The sequence below is a fragment of the Brucella sp. genome (genome assembly GCF_032066345.1).
GTDB lineage: Bacteria > Pseudomonadota > Alphaproteobacteria > Rhizobiales > Rhizobiaceae > Brucella > Brucella pseudogrignonensis.
In genome coordinates this window covers 200550-215024 of the sequence record NZ_DAMBKZ010000001.1, presented here as the reverse complement: position 1 = coordinate 215024, position 14475 = coordinate 200550, and the positions used below count along the sequence as shown (strand labels likewise).

Below are 14475 nucleotides of genomic sequence, written 5' to 3'. Positions count from 1 at the left end.
GGAGCCGGGGATTTGCGTGTAATCAGTCCAATGAACTGATTATTCATCCCGGTTTGCTCCACCTTGAACTCGTTTCACTCTGTTGCTCGGTTTCGATAGTTCGCGACGTGCAGCTTCGATAATCCGTCTTCATTCCAAAACAAAAAACGCGGCCCGAGAGCCGCGTTTTTCTTTCATACTATATGGTCCGCGATTAGCGCAGACGTCCGCTTGCGTGAGCGAGCATGGTGTAAACCTTGCCGGTATCCGACGTGAGATAGGTCTGTGTGACCATGTTATCGCGATCGTTGCGTGCAACGTCTTCAAGCAGGCGCTGGAAGTCGTCCATGTAACGGTCTACGGCGCGGCGGAATTCACCATCTGTCTGATACTTACGCTTGATGTCGTCAAATGTCTGCTGACCCTTCAGCGTGTAAAGACGACGGGTGAAGACATTGCGTTCGCCACGGCGGTAGCGGTCCCAGAGCTCAACCGATGCTTCATGATCGATTGCACGAGCAATATCGACCGAAAGCGAGTTGAGCGATTCAACGACGTGGCTCGGTGAACGCGGAGCCTGTGTCGACTGCGGCTGCGATGGCGCTGCAGCTTCATCGTCACGGGAGGCGCGAGCCAGAAGGTCCGAAACCCAACCGCGTGGCTTTTCAGCCGATTGCGCAGGCTGAGCGGCCTTTGGTGCCTCTACAGGGCGGCTACGGACTGCAACATCAGCCTGTGGTGCCTGAGCCTGTGGGCGTGGTGCGACAGGAGCTTGGACTGGTGTCGGAGCTGGAGCAGCGCGCTGGGTCTGAACCGGGCGGGAAACCGAGCGGCCTGCACGGCTTTCGCCAACATCGACCAGACGTCCTGACTTGTTGACGATTTCAGCAAGCTCCTTGAGAGCATTGATCTGCTCGCCAACCGCTTTGCGCATGGCACTCGTCGTTTCTTTCGCTTCTGCAGGCATGTCGAGAACGCCACGCTTGAGCTCGCCACGGGTTGTGTCGAGTTCGCTGCGAATTTCCGAAGCTGTGCGACGGATATCGTCGGTGGCAGCCGAGAACTTCTGCGAAGCCTGTTCCACGATCTCGGAAACGCTTTCGCGCATCTTTTCAGCAGAAACGCGAGTCTGTCCTTCAGCACGCTGGAAGGCAGATGCAACAACCGTTTCAAACGACTGCATCAGCTTCTCGATGCCTTCCGACTTTTCAACCAGACCGGAAGCTAGCTTGTCGAGCGCCAGGTGACGATCTTCAAGAGTACCTGCAAGGCCATTCTGAGCCGAGTTGATCATGTCTGAAGCAGACGAGAGAACCTTGCCGTGTTCTTCAAAGCGTTCCGCAATATCAGCGATCTGCGACAGGGTACCATCCGAAAGCGCACGCAGCGTTCCGATGTTGTTGTCGATGAGACCGGTCGAAGCCTGGAACATCTGTGCAGCGCGGTTTGCGTTTTCAACGAAGCTGCTGGTTGTTTCAACGAGACGACCATCAATGTCTGTCAGGTTGCGGGCAGCAGCGTCGATCAGCTTGCCGAGTTCACCGTTTGAAGCGGCGAGGCGGTCGATCAGTTCGCTGACATTGTCCGAAAGGCCAGACTTCGCCTGCTGAACAGCAGCAATTGTCTCAGCCGTACGGCTGGCCAATGCGTTGACCAGTGCTGCATTTTCCGAACGAAGACGGTCAGTTGCTGCATGGGTTGCTTCTTCAAGCTGCTGAGCAAGGCCGCGACCGCTATCTGCAAGACGCTGTACAAGCGGTTCAGCAGTATCATTGAGGATCTGCGTGATTTCCTGTGAACGTGCAGCGAGGACAGCATTCAGCTCACGGGTACGTTCTTCAAGCGTAACGGCAGTCGTATCGGTAACTTGAGCGATACGGGCTTCAACCGAACCAAGTTCCATCGTGATGCGCGAACCGATGTCGCCGAGGCGCGTTGCAATGGCATCTGCGCGTTCAGCAAGGCGCGCTTCAGTGCCGGAAAGATTTTCCGTAACACTTGAAGAGAATGCTTCGCTATGACCGGCCAGTGTTTCACTGGTTTTGGTAGCAGTGTCTGCGATACGGGCTTCAATCGCCGAAAGTTCACCGGTGAGGCGGCTTTCAATGGCTTCGAGACCGCCGGCAATCGCGCTTGCACGTTCATTCAGGCGAGCTTCTGTGCCAGCCAGATTATCGGCAACGCTTGCGGCAAATGCTTCACTGTGACCAGCAAGCGTATCGCTTGTCTTGGTTGCGGTATCAGCAATGCTGCTTTCGATCTGCGACAGACGTTCTGCAATCGCATTTGCGCGTTCGCCGAGGCGTTCTTCAGTGCCGGAGAGGTTCGCAATGAGATCGGCGCTGAAGCTCTGACCAAAGCCGTCGAGAGCCTGACCAGCCTTCGCTGCTTCAGCAGAAAGCGTGCTGGCTGCTTCCGTGATCTTCTCACGCAGCGAGCCTGCGACGACACCAGCACTCTGTTCGAGTGCGCGACGAACATTGTCGACGCCAATCGAAAGCGCCTTTTCCATGGTCTGTGTGCGTTCTTCGATAATGCCGGTCTGGCCTTCGAAAGCGCGGCTGATCGCATCGCTGCTGTTCTCAATCGCGTTGTGCAGATTGGTCGTGCGCTGCGAAAGGATATCGCCATGATCCTGAAGGGTCTGGCTGAGCGACGCAGTGCTTTCAGTCAGAGTTTCGCGGATTGCAGCGGTGCGGCCTTCAATCGTCTGTTCATGCCCATCAAGGATATGGACGAGGGCGCTGTTGTGATCGTTGAGAACCGAGCGCAGTCCACTCGTGCGTTCTTCGACGTGCTGAACGTGATCATTGAACGTTGCTTCAAAGGCAGAACGGCTTGCGCCGATTGTTTCGCTAAGCGTCTGCGAGCGTTCGTCGAATACGCGTGCCAGCTCCTGCTGATTGTCAGCAATAAGGGACTGCAGCGAATTGACCCGTTCATCAAATGTACGAGCGATCAGTTCACGATTTTCGTTGAAATTATCACGCAATACACTTGTACGTTCATCCATCAGCTGAGCAAGCATTGCCTGATTGCCAGCGATGACACCCTGCAGAGAGGCTGCACGCTCTTCCAGCGAACGCGAGTGATCTGCGAAGGTCGCATCGAGGCGCGAAGCGCTGTTTGCCATTTCTTCCTGAAGAACACTTGTTCTGTCAGCAAGAATAGCCGCGTGCCGCTCAGCAGCCGAATCCAGAGCCGAAGCGCTGTTGTTAATTGCGTTTTCGATATCGCTTGTGCGTGCGGCAAGCGTATCAGCATGGCCACGGATAACCGCTGAAACGCGTTCAGTTTCACCTTCAAGCGAAGACGCCAGAACATCGCGGCTTTCTGCAAGCTTGCCAGCAAAAGCCGAAGCCTTCTCGTTGAGAACGTTACCAACGCTTTCGCTGATCGAAGTCAGATCATCGCTGATCTTGGTCTTCGTTTCATCGATCATGGCGCTCAGTGCATTGCGGCCACCAGAGAAGGTTTCTGCAATTTCACGAGTACGTGCAATGAGATTTTCGTTGATCTGACGCGAACGGGTTTCAAGAGCCGCGTTCAGCTTTTCAGTGCTGCTATCAAGTGCATGGGCGCGTGTTTCAAACTCGGAAAGGAGCGAGCGGCCACGTTCGTTCAGCGTTGTGTCGAGCTGGGTCAGACGTGCGTCGAACTCGCTGACCATCGACTGCGTGGCGCCGCCAAGCAGAGTTGCGATGCCAGCCGTACGCTCATCAAGCGCCGAGCTTACGCGTTCCGAAATTTCACGCGACTGCTGATCGAGCGTCGCAATACGTGTATCCAGTTCGCTTGCAAAAGCTTCGCCGGAAGTCGTGATGCGTGTTGCAATATCGCCGGTACGCTTTTCAATGGCGTCAGCAATTGCGCCGCCGCTTTCGTTGATGCTGCCGATCAGACGTTCGCCAGAATCGCCGAGAAGCGAGCTGAGCTGCTGAGATGCAGATACAACATTATCGCGTATGATATTGGCAGCGCTCGACAATTCTTCCTTGAGCTGCTCATGAGCGCCAGTAATGGAAGAGCGAACGCGTTCGGCATGGCTGACAACAGCTTCGCGCTCATTGCCCAGATCGCTGACAAGCGAGCGAATGCGCACTTCGTTGTCGCTATAAGCGCGTTCAAGCTGATTAACTTCGGATTGAACGAGTGTTTCAAGTTCGACAGCGCGTGCGAGCGTGCGCTCGATGCCTTCGTTCATCGCTGCAACTTCGCGGCGAACAGCCTGGCTCAGCGTGGAAACGCGGTCGCCTGCAGCGGCTTCAGGCTGCAAAAGCTTGAGCGCTGCTTCCGACATGCTACGTGCTGCAACGTGCATTTCCTGCGCACGACGCACCAGATGCGCAAAGCCCCAGAACATGATGACGGGCAGCGCCACGCCAGCTGTTACGCCGAGACCGGCAGGGGATGTGAAAAAGTCTTTGGTTGCCTGAAGGCTGGAGAACACATCAGGGCTGATTGCCTTGCTGATCGCAACGCCGCCGGCGGCCCAAAGGACGCTTATGGCAGTCGTTGTCCAGAAAAGCTTGGACGAGCGTTCGGTAATGCGACGCGGTGCTGCAGCAACGGCTCTGCCATTGCGCGAATCGTCGTTGGCAGGCGTAAGAGCGGCGGCAGGCGTGGCGGCTACAACGGATGGCGCAGGAGAAACAGGAGCTGTTGCAGCTTTTGGTGCTGCGTCCTGAACTGGCGCCTTGGCTTTGTTGACTGGCTTTGATGCAGTGTTAGCGGCTTCCGGCGTGGCGGATGGAAGTACTGCACTGACGACTGGAGGCACAGGTGGCGCAGCAGGGCTTGCAATGACTGAAACGGTAGAAATCGTTTCCGCCTTCGCTGTTCCTTCGGTGGTAATGTTTACAGGAGAGACTTTCGCGGCTTCGACCACTTTCGTGTTCTGCTCTGCGACCAGTTCTTCGGCCGCACGCGAAATCTGCTCTTCAAGGTCATCGACGGAGAATTCTTCGTCAATTGCACTCAGGTCCATATCAATATCGAAATCGTCACCGAAATCGATGTCGAGTGCCTGTTCAAGTGCCTGTTCAACCTCGTGGTCGAGCTTTTGCGCCTTGGATTTAGAAGCCATAGCCTTGCCTACCTCGTACTCATTACTGCGACGGCCGGATCAACATAGAGCCGTTACAAAACTTACTCCGCCATTTTTCATCGTATCGGCTCAGGCTTGTTAAGGAAATAGGCGCCCGCGCCGGATGTCTAAAACTTTAAATACAAGGTTAACAAAAAAGGGTTCAGTTTAAAAAAATGCCGGTTTTCCGGCGTTTTCAAGTTAACGATCATTCTGTGGAAATCAAACCGAAACGACAAACCACTATAATGCATCTGCTACAAATCGTTAACAAAAATGCACGTTAAAAGAGAGCTGTTATTTTTATTCTACCAATAGTTTGATTCATGCGGCAAAAAAATAACGCTACACGGACTGATAATTCCAACTTGATGATAATGCCTATATCACCCATGCAGCAAGAGCTCTTGTCCAAATAGGTGATCTAGGGCAGGAACGTTGAAAAGGAACGGCATTTTGGCGCAGTTTTCCGTCCAAAGCGCTGCAATGGTTGAACTTGAACCCATTACACCGTATCTGCCTCAGCAAGATATTCAAGAAGCCTGTTGTTTCCTTCAAGGAAGTCGGAACAAAAGCTATCAATAGCGCCGTGTAAGGTGCGCAGGAACTGACAATGACAAAAATTATCTTCGTGTCCGCTGACGGCGCTTCGCGAACTGAAGTCGAAGCCGATAATGGATCGAGCGTGATGGAAGCAGCCATTCGCAACGGCATTCCCGGCATTGATGCTGAATGCGGCGGTGCCTGCGCCTGTGCCACATGCCATGTCTATGTGGATGAAGACTGGACTGAAACTGTTGGCGGTCCGGATGCGATGGAAGAAGACATGCTGGATTTCGCTTATGAAGTGCAGCCAAACTCACGTCTTTCGTGCCAGATCCGTGTAAGCGATGAGATCGACGGCCTTGTCGTTAAGGTGCCTGAGCGCCAGAACTAGAATAAAAGGAAAGAGCGGCGATACATTAGGGAGCGCAGATGGAAGTCGAACGTCATTCAGACATCGCTATCATCGGCACCGGGCCTGTCGCTCTTTTTTCAGTTTTTCAGTTGGGCCTGTTTGGCCTTACGTGCCGTTTGTTTGATTCAGCGAGCCGAGCAGGCGGTCAGTGTACGGCGCTTTATGCTGAAAAGCCCATTTTCGATGTTCCAGCTTTTGCAAAGATCATGGGTGAAGAGCTTATTGAGCGACTATTGACCCAAATAGCGCCTTACAAGCCTGCCTTTGAATTCGATCAGCTTGTGATCGACGTTTCAGCTAGTGAAAACGGTATTCAGCTCAAAACGGCCACCGGAACAATATTCAGTTCAAAATGCCTGGTGATTGCTTCGGGCCTTGGGGCATTTACCTCAGAAGGCCAGATCGTTCGCCCCGATCCGCTTGCCGCATTGGATCTTCAGCGTTTCGGCAATTCAATTGTCGTGAATACTGAAACGTTTCGCACGTCGCAGCCAAAAATCTATGCGATTGGCGATGTTTGCCACTACCCCGGAAAACTGAAACTCATTCTTTCAGGTTTCCACGAGGCTGCCCTGATGACACAAGCCATCAGGAAAAATTTGCAACAAGCTAAATAGACCCCGGCGTTACTGGGTCATTTTCTCAAGTCGATAAGTCAAAAGACGCTCAAAGCGTCGTTCAAAGTTGATCGTCTCAACACGATCAAAACGCTCCTGCGCTTTATCATGCGCTGCCATAAGCCGTTCCGTCACCTTATCGATGTCTGCACGCAACGTGGCGCAGTCTGTTCGGCTCCGCAATGAGCGTATCTGACGCTCCATTTCACTCGCATGGCTGCGCGCGATAACGATATGGCTTTCCTCGTGACGACGAATATCCTGATACAAAGTATCCCAGATTAATGCGAGTTCAGGGCCAGCCTTGCGGCGCTGTTTCCAGCGCGGCAGCATGACTTTTGCATGAACATTCACATAAACGCCCTGAACCTTGCAGGCGCGATCACCCGTAGCACGCCCATAGCGTACCTTCGCATCGAAGCGGATTTCTGCAGCGCCAGGATGATGCTGACCGGTCTTCTTGAGAAACGGGCCACTGCGCGACAGTGCCTTGTCGAGATTTGCAGCTGTCTTCCCGTTGACATTATAATAGCTGAACGTCCGGAAAATGGAGGCAGCTTCTGCCTGTGGAGCAACAACAGCGAGGGCTAAGCCCAAAGCCAGAACTCGTTTTTTAAAGGACATGTTCTGGCACCTCTTCATAAAACCAGAAAGAAACTCGTACATTCACTGATGTGCAACATGGCATGCAATCGTCAAGAGAACTATAACGACCATCAATAAACGCCATATCGCCCGTTTGGCTGCATAAAGTCCGACAGAAAAGACAATTGGAATATTCTTCAATGATAAAACAATGGCAACTTGCCCATGGTCGTAACCTCCAATTGGGCGCAAAATCTGTCATTATGGGCATTTTAAACGTCACACCGGATTCATTTTCCGATGGTGGACATCACAATGATCTGGATAAGGCATTGATTGTTGCGAAAACCATGCTGGACGATGGCGCAACGATTATCGACGTCGGAGGGGAATCGACTCGCCCTGGTGCTGCTTTAGTTGATGCCGAAACAGAAGCCGCACGCGTTGTTCCAGTCATACGTGCGCTTGCGAAAGAGTTTGGCTGCATAATCTCGATCGATACCTATCGCGCATCAACAGCTAGGCTTGCGGTAGAGGCGGGCGCCCATATCGTCAATGATGTATGGGGGCTTCAGCGAGAACCGGAAATCGCTCAGGTTGCGAAAGATACAGGTGCCGGACTGGTCATCATGCATACGAGCCGCGATAGAAATACCGACCCCGATGTGATTGCCGATCAGTTCGCCTTTCTCGATGTATCTCTGGAAATTGCGAGCAGGGCAGGTATTGATGCTGGCAGTATCGTGCTTGATCCGGGCTTTGGTTTTGGCAAAAACAAGGATGAAGACATCGCTTTGATGGCACGCATGGAAGAATTGCAGCGTTTCAGCTATCCTCTATTGGTGGGAACGTCGCGCAAACGTTTCATTGGTGCGATCACAGAACAGGCTGATCCATTGATGCGGGATATCGGAACGGCTGCAACGTCGGTTGCAATGCGATTGGCAGGAGCCGACATCTTCCGTGTTCACAATGTCGCTTTTAATAGGGACGCACTTGCAGTTGCCGATGCTATCCTGCAAAGCAGATTAAAGAATTAATAGGAAACAGAGCCGTGTACACCATCCGCATCATGAACTGCGCATTTTTCGCGCATCACGGCGTCTTTGACGAAGAACATAAACTTGGTCAGCGTTTCTACGTTGATGCTATCCTGGATGTCGATCCGGGTGACTCGCTTGAAAATGACGACATTGAAGGCACGGTCCACTACGGCATCGCCTTCACAGTCATTCAGGACATCATCACCGGCAGCCAGCGCTATCTCATTGAAACATTGGCACTTGATGTCGGCAAGGCACTGACTGCGCGTTTCCCGCAGATCAAACGTGCTGAAATCACCATTCGCAAGCCTAACGCACCAGTTCCAGGCGTGCTTGATCATGTTGAAGTAACGGTGGTTTATCCACGCTGATGAGCATTGCTTTGCCTTATCGCGCCTGGCTTGGGCTTGGCGGCAATATCGATGATCCTGTCGCTTCGATGGCCAAGGCGCTGAAACTCCTTGATGCGCGCACCGATACGAATGTTATCGCGGTTTCTCAGGTCTATCGCACACCGCCATGGGGAAAGACCGATCAGGCCTGGTTTCACAATGCCTGTGCACAGATCGAAACCGCACTTGCGCCACTTCAGCTCATCGATACCTGTCTTGATGTAGAGCGCTCGCTCAAACGCGTTCGGCTGGAGCGATGGGGGCCGCGCATCATCGACATTGATATTCTCGCGATGCAGGATGATGCAGGCGAGGCGATTATCATGAACGAACCTGCACTGGAGCTTCCACACCCGCGTATTCAGGAGCGCGCATTTGTGCTCGTGCCGCTCAATGATATTGCGCCGTCACTTCAGATTGCGGGTAAAACTGTTTCGGAGTGGGAAAAGGCCTGTGCCACTTTTGAAATAGAAAAAGCCCGCACTGATGCGGGCTGGTGGCTGGATTAGATTGTAACCGCTCTAATCCCTTATTTTTACACAGAGCCGCTTAATTTTTGGCGATGCTGCCAACAGCGATATTATCGATACGCTTGAGGCTCATACCGATGACCGGAACAAGTTCCTTCTCTACGCGGACCGAAACAGTCACATTCATAGTGTTCTTGTCGGCAACGCGAGCAAGCATCGCGCCATTGAGCTCTTTTCGGTTAAGACCGAGAACTACCTTGTTGCCGGTTACGGAGCCAGAGGTAACGTTGAGGCCTTTACCTTCAGCGCCGTCATTAAACTTGCCCGAATAGTTGGAGCCGACGCGCGTCACGGTTGCCTTCATAGGCTGAGAGAAAACACCAACGCGGCAAGAACCATCAAGCGTCATACCAACTGCATTGTCAGGGGTAGTGCCTGCGAGAGTGCAGACAAATTTTGTGCCCTTGTATTTTCCGGCAACAATTTCGCCCGGACCGGACCATTGGCCTTCAATCGTCTGAAAAAACTGTTCATCCTTGTCTGCAGCCAGAGCTGGCGCAGCAAAAAGCGATGCGGGCAGTAGCGTAAGGCATGCAGCGATGTAGTTTTTCATATTCAGCTCTGTCCCGGAATCTCGACCGCTAGGCACCATTCCAATAGATGATCTACAAACACTCCGCAACCGAACGTCAGGGTGTTTTGTTGGCGCAAGGATCACAGATTCGAGCACCTGATAGTGAAGCTTATAATCGTTTCGAATGGTTAACGCTTCGTTTTCATGGCGGCTGAAGTCACAGAGATTATTGGGAAGAGCTCATTATTTTCGGTCAGTCGGCTTGTTGACCTTTTCACCATTGATGCGGGCAATATCACCAATAAAGTCGCCTACGCCGGGACGTTTTTCAGCATTGAACGGGAAGGGGCGTACAACGTCCATCGCTGCAATCCCGATACGCGCAGTCATTAGGCCATTGACCACGCCTTCACCCAGTTTTGCCGAAAGACGCGATGCCAGACCATGACCTATCAGCTGCTGGATAACGCTATCTCCCATGGCAATCGTACCGGTAACGGCCAAATGCGCTACGACACGTCGCGCAAGCTTGAGAAAGCCCAAAGTGCCGGGACGGCCACCATAGAGCTGTGACAAGCGGCGTATAAGGCGTGCAGATTCAAAGATCACATAGCCAATATCGACAAGAGCCCGCGGGCTGATAGCTGTTACGATGGAAACACGCTTGGAAGCATTGAGAATGAGTGCGCGTGCCTCGCGATCAAGTGGTTTCAAAATTTCCGTTTCGGCAAGACGAATAAGATTACGGCCATCGATGATTTCATCAGTCAGTCCATCAAGCATCTGACGGCCGCGAGCGGTTTCCGGCAAGCTGGCCGCTATTGTCCGTAATTCATCGACCGCCTTTCGCGCAGCGGCCATATCATCACGTTCCGCTGCATCGGCCGCATCTTTGCGCAAATGTTGAACAGAGGCGAGCCGTCTTAATGCGATAAGCTCGCGCACGATGATGGCGATGAAAGAAGCAAGCGCAATCATTGCAACGCCAAGCGCTGTCCAGCCGAGCCAGTCTGCGCGCGTAAAAAGCGCCTGAATGAGATCTTCGGTCCAGATGCCGATCGCAAATGAAACAAGGATGCCCAACGCACCAAACAATATTTTGCTCAACGACCAACGCCGGCGAGGCGGAGCTTCAAATGAAGGGTCCAGAACTTCCAGCTCTGCAGCCTCTTCATCAGTCAGGGCGAAGACATCGACCTCGGGAATGACCTTCTCAAGATCGGTAACCGCACGCGGGCGGCGCGGCGCATCATTCGGTGCTCCAGAGGGCGAAATTGTCTCCGTCGGCTTTTGAACGGTAAATGCTGCGGGTTTGCGTGGAGGCTGTTCACTCATGCCAGACGATCCCCGATTAGAAACTGCAATGCACGATCAAGCCGAATATGCGGCAACGAAAGCGTTATGCCTTCCGCCGTGCGCTCCAGCCGCGGAGGCCGGAAACGAACAAATCGAATGGCTGGTTCATCACTCGAAAGCGATGGTTCGAATATTACATTAGGATTTTTTGGTAAATCACCGGGAAATATAGCTGTTTCTGTTTCACCGTCGAATATTTCAGCGTCAATACGCTCGCCTTTCAGCGGTGTTCCGATAATGACAGGCAAGGTATCCTTGCCTTCCTTTACTGTCGCCTCACGCGTGGCGCGGACAGCCGCCATAGCCAATACGTCGATATCGGCACCCGAAAAATCAGCGCGTTCAATCGCCCGCTCGACAAGGCGGCGAACGATTGCCTGCAACCGGTCGTGGCTTTCGTGGTGAAGATGATCGGCCTTTGTAGCAGCAACCAGGATGCGTCCGATACGCCGCTGAATGAGCCCGGTCAGCAGACTTGCCCGCCCAGGCCGGAAGCAGGAGAGAATATCGGTCAGCGCACGCTCAAGATCGGCAACCACAGCGCCACCGGCATTCATGGCCTGCATGGCATCGATCAGGATAATCTGTCGATCAAGCCGCGCGATATGTTCCCGAAAAAATGGTTTGATCACATGCGTCTTATAGGCCTCATAGCGACGCTCCATCATTGCGGCCAGACTGCCGGTTTTAAAATCTTCAGGTTTAAGGTCGGGCAGAGGGGCAAAAGTAAGTGCTGGCGAACCTTCAAGATCGCCAGGCATCAAAAAGCGCCCCGGAGGGAGAGTGGAGAGCGCACGCTCATCAGCTTTGCCTGCGCGCAGATAGGCAGTGAAGCTTTTGGCCAGCCTTTGCGCTGTCAGCTCATCTGCGTTTTCAGAGGGAACAATTGCTTTTGCTTCATTAATCCAAGCTTGAGCAAGATCGATATGCGTCGGCTCATGAGCCAGAGCGAAGGAGTCTGTACTGAACTCACTATAGGTTTTGCCCAGCAATGGCAGATCAAGCAGCCATTCGCCGGGATAGTCGACAATATCTACCGAAAGTCGCCCCGGTGATAGCCAGCGTCCCCAGGCAGAAGCTGTTTCATATTCGATTGTCAGACGTAGCTGTGAAATGGCGCGCGTAGAATCTGGCCAGATACGTTCATCAAGCAGTGCCGAAAGATGCTCTTCATATTGAAAACGCGGAACTGCATCATCGGGCTGCGGCTCAAGCATGGAACGCGAGATGCGTCCCGATTTGTAAGCTTCAAACAGGGGCAGGCGACCGCCATGCACCATATTATGCACCAGAGCCGTGATGAAAACCGTTTTACCAGCGCGAGAAAGCCCTGTTACCCCCAATCTCAGCGACGGAGACATCAAGCCTGTGGCTCGGTCTGTCAGCGTGTCGAGCGCGATCCTTGCTTCATCGCCGAAACTGGTCAGTTTTGCCAATTGTTTCCTCGTGAGAATTACGTCCTGTCACAGCCATAGATAGGAATTCATGAGCCGTATCAACAAGGAGGCCGCAGATAGAATGATGAAGCCTCTTAACGCGGCAAAGGAAAATTCTCCAGAAAACCACGATCACGCGCGATTTCCGATAGCGGCCCATCGAAGGTTATTGTCGCAAGAGCAGCGGTAGGAAAGCCAGCTTCAAGACGCGAAAGGCTCGAAGGTTCACCGTCGCCACATAGCGCCAAAGCCAAATCTTCTATGCTGGGATTATGCCCAACAAGCATGAGTTGATCGGAGGCGGCATTGTTCTTGATGGCCTTCATGTATTCACCTGCGCCACCGCTATAGATTGTTTCATCGACAACGGTTTCAACATCAATACCAAGCCGCTCAATAAGCCCAAACGCCGTTTCGCGTGTCCGACAGGAGGCGGAGAGCACAACCCTGTCAGGCAAAATACCAGACATCTTCATAGCTTGTGCCAACTGGTCCAGTGAGGAAATACCTTCCTCATCCAGCGGCCTGTCGAAGTCTTTCATCGCGGGCTTGGCCCAAATTGCCTTGGCATGACGGAGTAGAAAAAGGCGACTCATGAAAGGCTCCAAACAACATTTTGAGGCTTCTGAAGCGTAATCCATGCCACAATTTCTGCAAGATTGCTCCCACCACCTGCAGTTTCAGACGATTTTTCGACGAACACTCACAATATACACAGGTAGTTTTGCTGCAATAATGGGCAAAAACGAGAGCATAGGCTATGCTAATTCGGCAATTATATTTCTTAAGCAGCAACCGATCTAAAATATTGAAGTTTTTTACGAAAACAAAATTGAATTAATTATCTGTGTTTTAAAAAATGCTTATTTTTTCATCAAAATCACACAATTTTGATGAATTAAAAAGTAGTGAGACGCGTGTGTTTGATGTTGTGTCCTTGTTGCGATCGACTTATATAACCGCTCGCGTCTCCTAGATGTGGGGTAATTCAGAATGAGTGAATTGATTGACCTTGACTATAGGCCCACTGAAGACGAGCCGTTCATGAATGAGCGGCAGAAGTCTTACTTCCGTGCAAAACTTGTTGCATGGAAGAATGATATTCTGCGCGAAGCGCGCGAAACATTAGAAGCGCTGCAGCAGGAAAATGCAAATCACCCGGACCTGGCGGATAGGGCATCCTCCGAAACGGATCGGGCAATTGAACTTCGCGCTCGCGACAGACAGCGCAAACTGATTTCCAAAATCGATGCAGCTCTCGGCCGTATTGACGAGGGGACCTATGGTTTTTGTGAGGAGACCGGCGATCCTATCAGTTTAAAACGACTTGATGCACGACCAATCGCAACGCTTTCTATTGAAGCACAAGAGCGCCACGAGCGCCGCGAAAAGGTCTATCGCGACGATTGATCTTCATCCAGTCGAATAAGAAATTTCAGGGCTGCGGTTTACCGCAGCCTTTTTTATTGGTTGGCTCTACTGCTGAAAAGAAAAAGTCACCGGTCTATTCGAGGGATTGTCGTCATTCTTGAACCTAGCTCGGATGCCATCAATTAAGGCGCCAGCAGTGCTAACTGCTTTCCGATTTTACTTTTCATCATCGCTCACTTGTCAGCCCTTATCCGTTCAATCTCTTCGGGAGAAAATGCGGATTAATCCGGCAACTGCGCTTCGATTACTGAATAATGCACGTACCCGGCCAATCGCGGCATGATCGATTGGCGCAGCCAGTAACGACAGCCGTAAACGCGATTAGGCAAATAAGGATTGTTATTCTTTTCATATATGCTGCTCCGCTAAATTCTCGTCACTCCGACACAGATTTGTATCAGGGGATACGTGTAGATTGCCGGTGCTGAAAGCCGCATACGTTTTGAATAATACCAAGAGACCGAAGACGGGCCATCACAAAGCCTAAAACGGCCAGCGTTCCCGCTAAGCCAGTTCTACCTTGCAAACTCTCAACATAGATACCACTC

The 14475-nt window shown here is 52.2% G+C and carries 12 protein-coding genes; 6 read left to right on the top strand and 6 right to left on the bottom strand.

The genetic code is table 11. The features are described 5' to 3' along the window. Positions 1 to 193: 193 nt before the first annotated feature. A complete protein-coding gene (locus RT142_RS01075) occupies positions 194 to 4183 on the bottom strand; it encodes a kinesin (RefSeq protein ID WP_409558558.1) in 3990 nt (1329 codons plus the stop codon). Positions 4184 to 5678: 1495 nt separating this feature from the next. Between RT142_RS01075 and RT142_RS01070 the strand changes: the two genes are divergently transcribed. Both RT142_RS01070 and RT142_RS01065 read left to right on the top strand, forming a co-directional pair. Continuing rightward, the gene (locus RT142_RS01070; RefSeq protein ID WP_007874958.1) at positions 5679 to 6002 is read left to right on the top strand and encodes a 2Fe-2S iron-sulfur cluster-binding protein; all 324 of its coding nucleotides are present in this window, start codon (positions 5679 to 5681) and stop codon (positions 6000 to 6002) included. A 227-nt stretch (positions 6003 to 6229) separates the two neighbouring features. Continuing rightward, positions 6230 to 6640: an FAD-dependent oxidoreductase gene (locus RT142_RS01065; protein WP_313026576.1), complete on the top strand. Its 411-nt coding sequence runs from the start codon at positions 6230 to 6232 to the stop codon at positions 6638 to 6640. A gap of 9 nt (positions 6641 to 6649) precedes the next feature. Here RT142_RS01065 and RT142_RS01060 read toward each other — a convergent pair whose 3' ends face one another. Beyond that, positions 6650 to 7264, bottom strand: coding sequence for a DUF922 domain-containing protein (locus RT142_RS01060; RefSeq protein WP_313026574.1), 615 nt, complete (start codon positions 7262 to 7264; stop codon positions 6650 to 6652). A 161-nt stretch (positions 7265 to 7425) separates the two neighbouring features. On the opposite strand from RT142_RS01060, the gene folP reads away from it, so the two are divergent. From folP to folK, 3 genes are read left to right on the top strand one after another with little or no spacing between them, the layout of a single operon-like run. Further along, positions 7426 to 8265, top strand: a complete 840-nt coding sequence (folP, locus tag RT142_RS01055) for a dihydropteroate synthase (protein ID WP_112804786.1) — start codon at positions 7426 to 7428, stop codon at positions 8263 to 8265. Between the two features lie 14 nt (positions 8266 to 8279). After that, entirely contained in the window at positions 8280 to 8639 is a 360-nt protein-coding gene (gene folB / locus RT142_RS01050) for a dihydroneopterin aldolase (RefSeq protein ID WP_007874966.1), read from the top strand. Then, positions 8639 to 9169, top strand: coding sequence for a 2-amino-4-hydroxy-6-hydroxymethyldihydropteridine diphosphokinase (gene folK, locus RT142_RS01045; protein WP_007874967.1), 531 nt, complete (start codon positions 8639 to 8641; stop codon positions 9167 to 9169). Before folB ends, folK begins: the two co-directional genes overlap by 1 nt. Before the next feature lie 40 nt (positions 9170 to 9209). Here folK and RT142_RS01040 read toward each other — a convergent pair whose 3' ends face one another. The 4 genes from RT142_RS01040 to RT142_RS01025 all read right to left on the bottom strand — a co-directional run bounded on the left by RT142_RS01040 (position 9210) and on the right by RT142_RS01025 (position 13092). Further along, positions 9210 to 9743 (bottom strand): hypothetical protein, encoded by a 534-nt coding sequence (locus RT142_RS01040; protein ID WP_007874968.1) that lies wholly within the window; start codon positions 9741 to 9743, stop codon positions 9210 to 9212. 204 nt (positions 9744 to 9947) lie between these two features. Continuing rightward, the gene (locus tag RT142_RS01035; RefSeq protein WP_112804783.1) at positions 9948 to 11039 is read right to left on the bottom strand and encodes a YcjF family protein; all 1092 of its coding nucleotides are present in this window, start codon (positions 11037 to 11039) and stop codon (positions 9948 to 9950) included. Further along, a complete protein-coding gene (locus tag RT142_RS01030; protein WP_112804781.1) occupies positions 11036 to 12496 on the bottom strand; it encodes a YcjX family protein in 1461 nt (486 codons plus the stop codon). The genes RT142_RS01035 and RT142_RS01030 overlap by 4 nt, the downstream gene beginning before the upstream one ends. Positions 12497 to 12591: 95 nt before the next feature. After that, entirely contained in the window at positions 12592 to 13092 is a 501-nt protein-coding gene (locus tag RT142_RS01025) for a SixA phosphatase family protein (RefSeq protein WP_007874974.1), read from the bottom strand. A gap of 397 nt (positions 13093 to 13489) precedes the next feature. Here RT142_RS01025 and dksA point away from each other — a divergent pair, with 397 nt between their 5' ends. Further along, the gene (dksA, locus tag RT142_RS01020) at positions 13490 to 13906 is read left to right on the top strand and encodes an RNA polymerase-binding protein DksA (protein WP_007874975.1); all 417 of its coding nucleotides are present in this window, start codon (positions 13490 to 13492) and stop codon (positions 13904 to 13906) included. Positions 13907 to 14475: the final 569 nt, after the last annotated feature.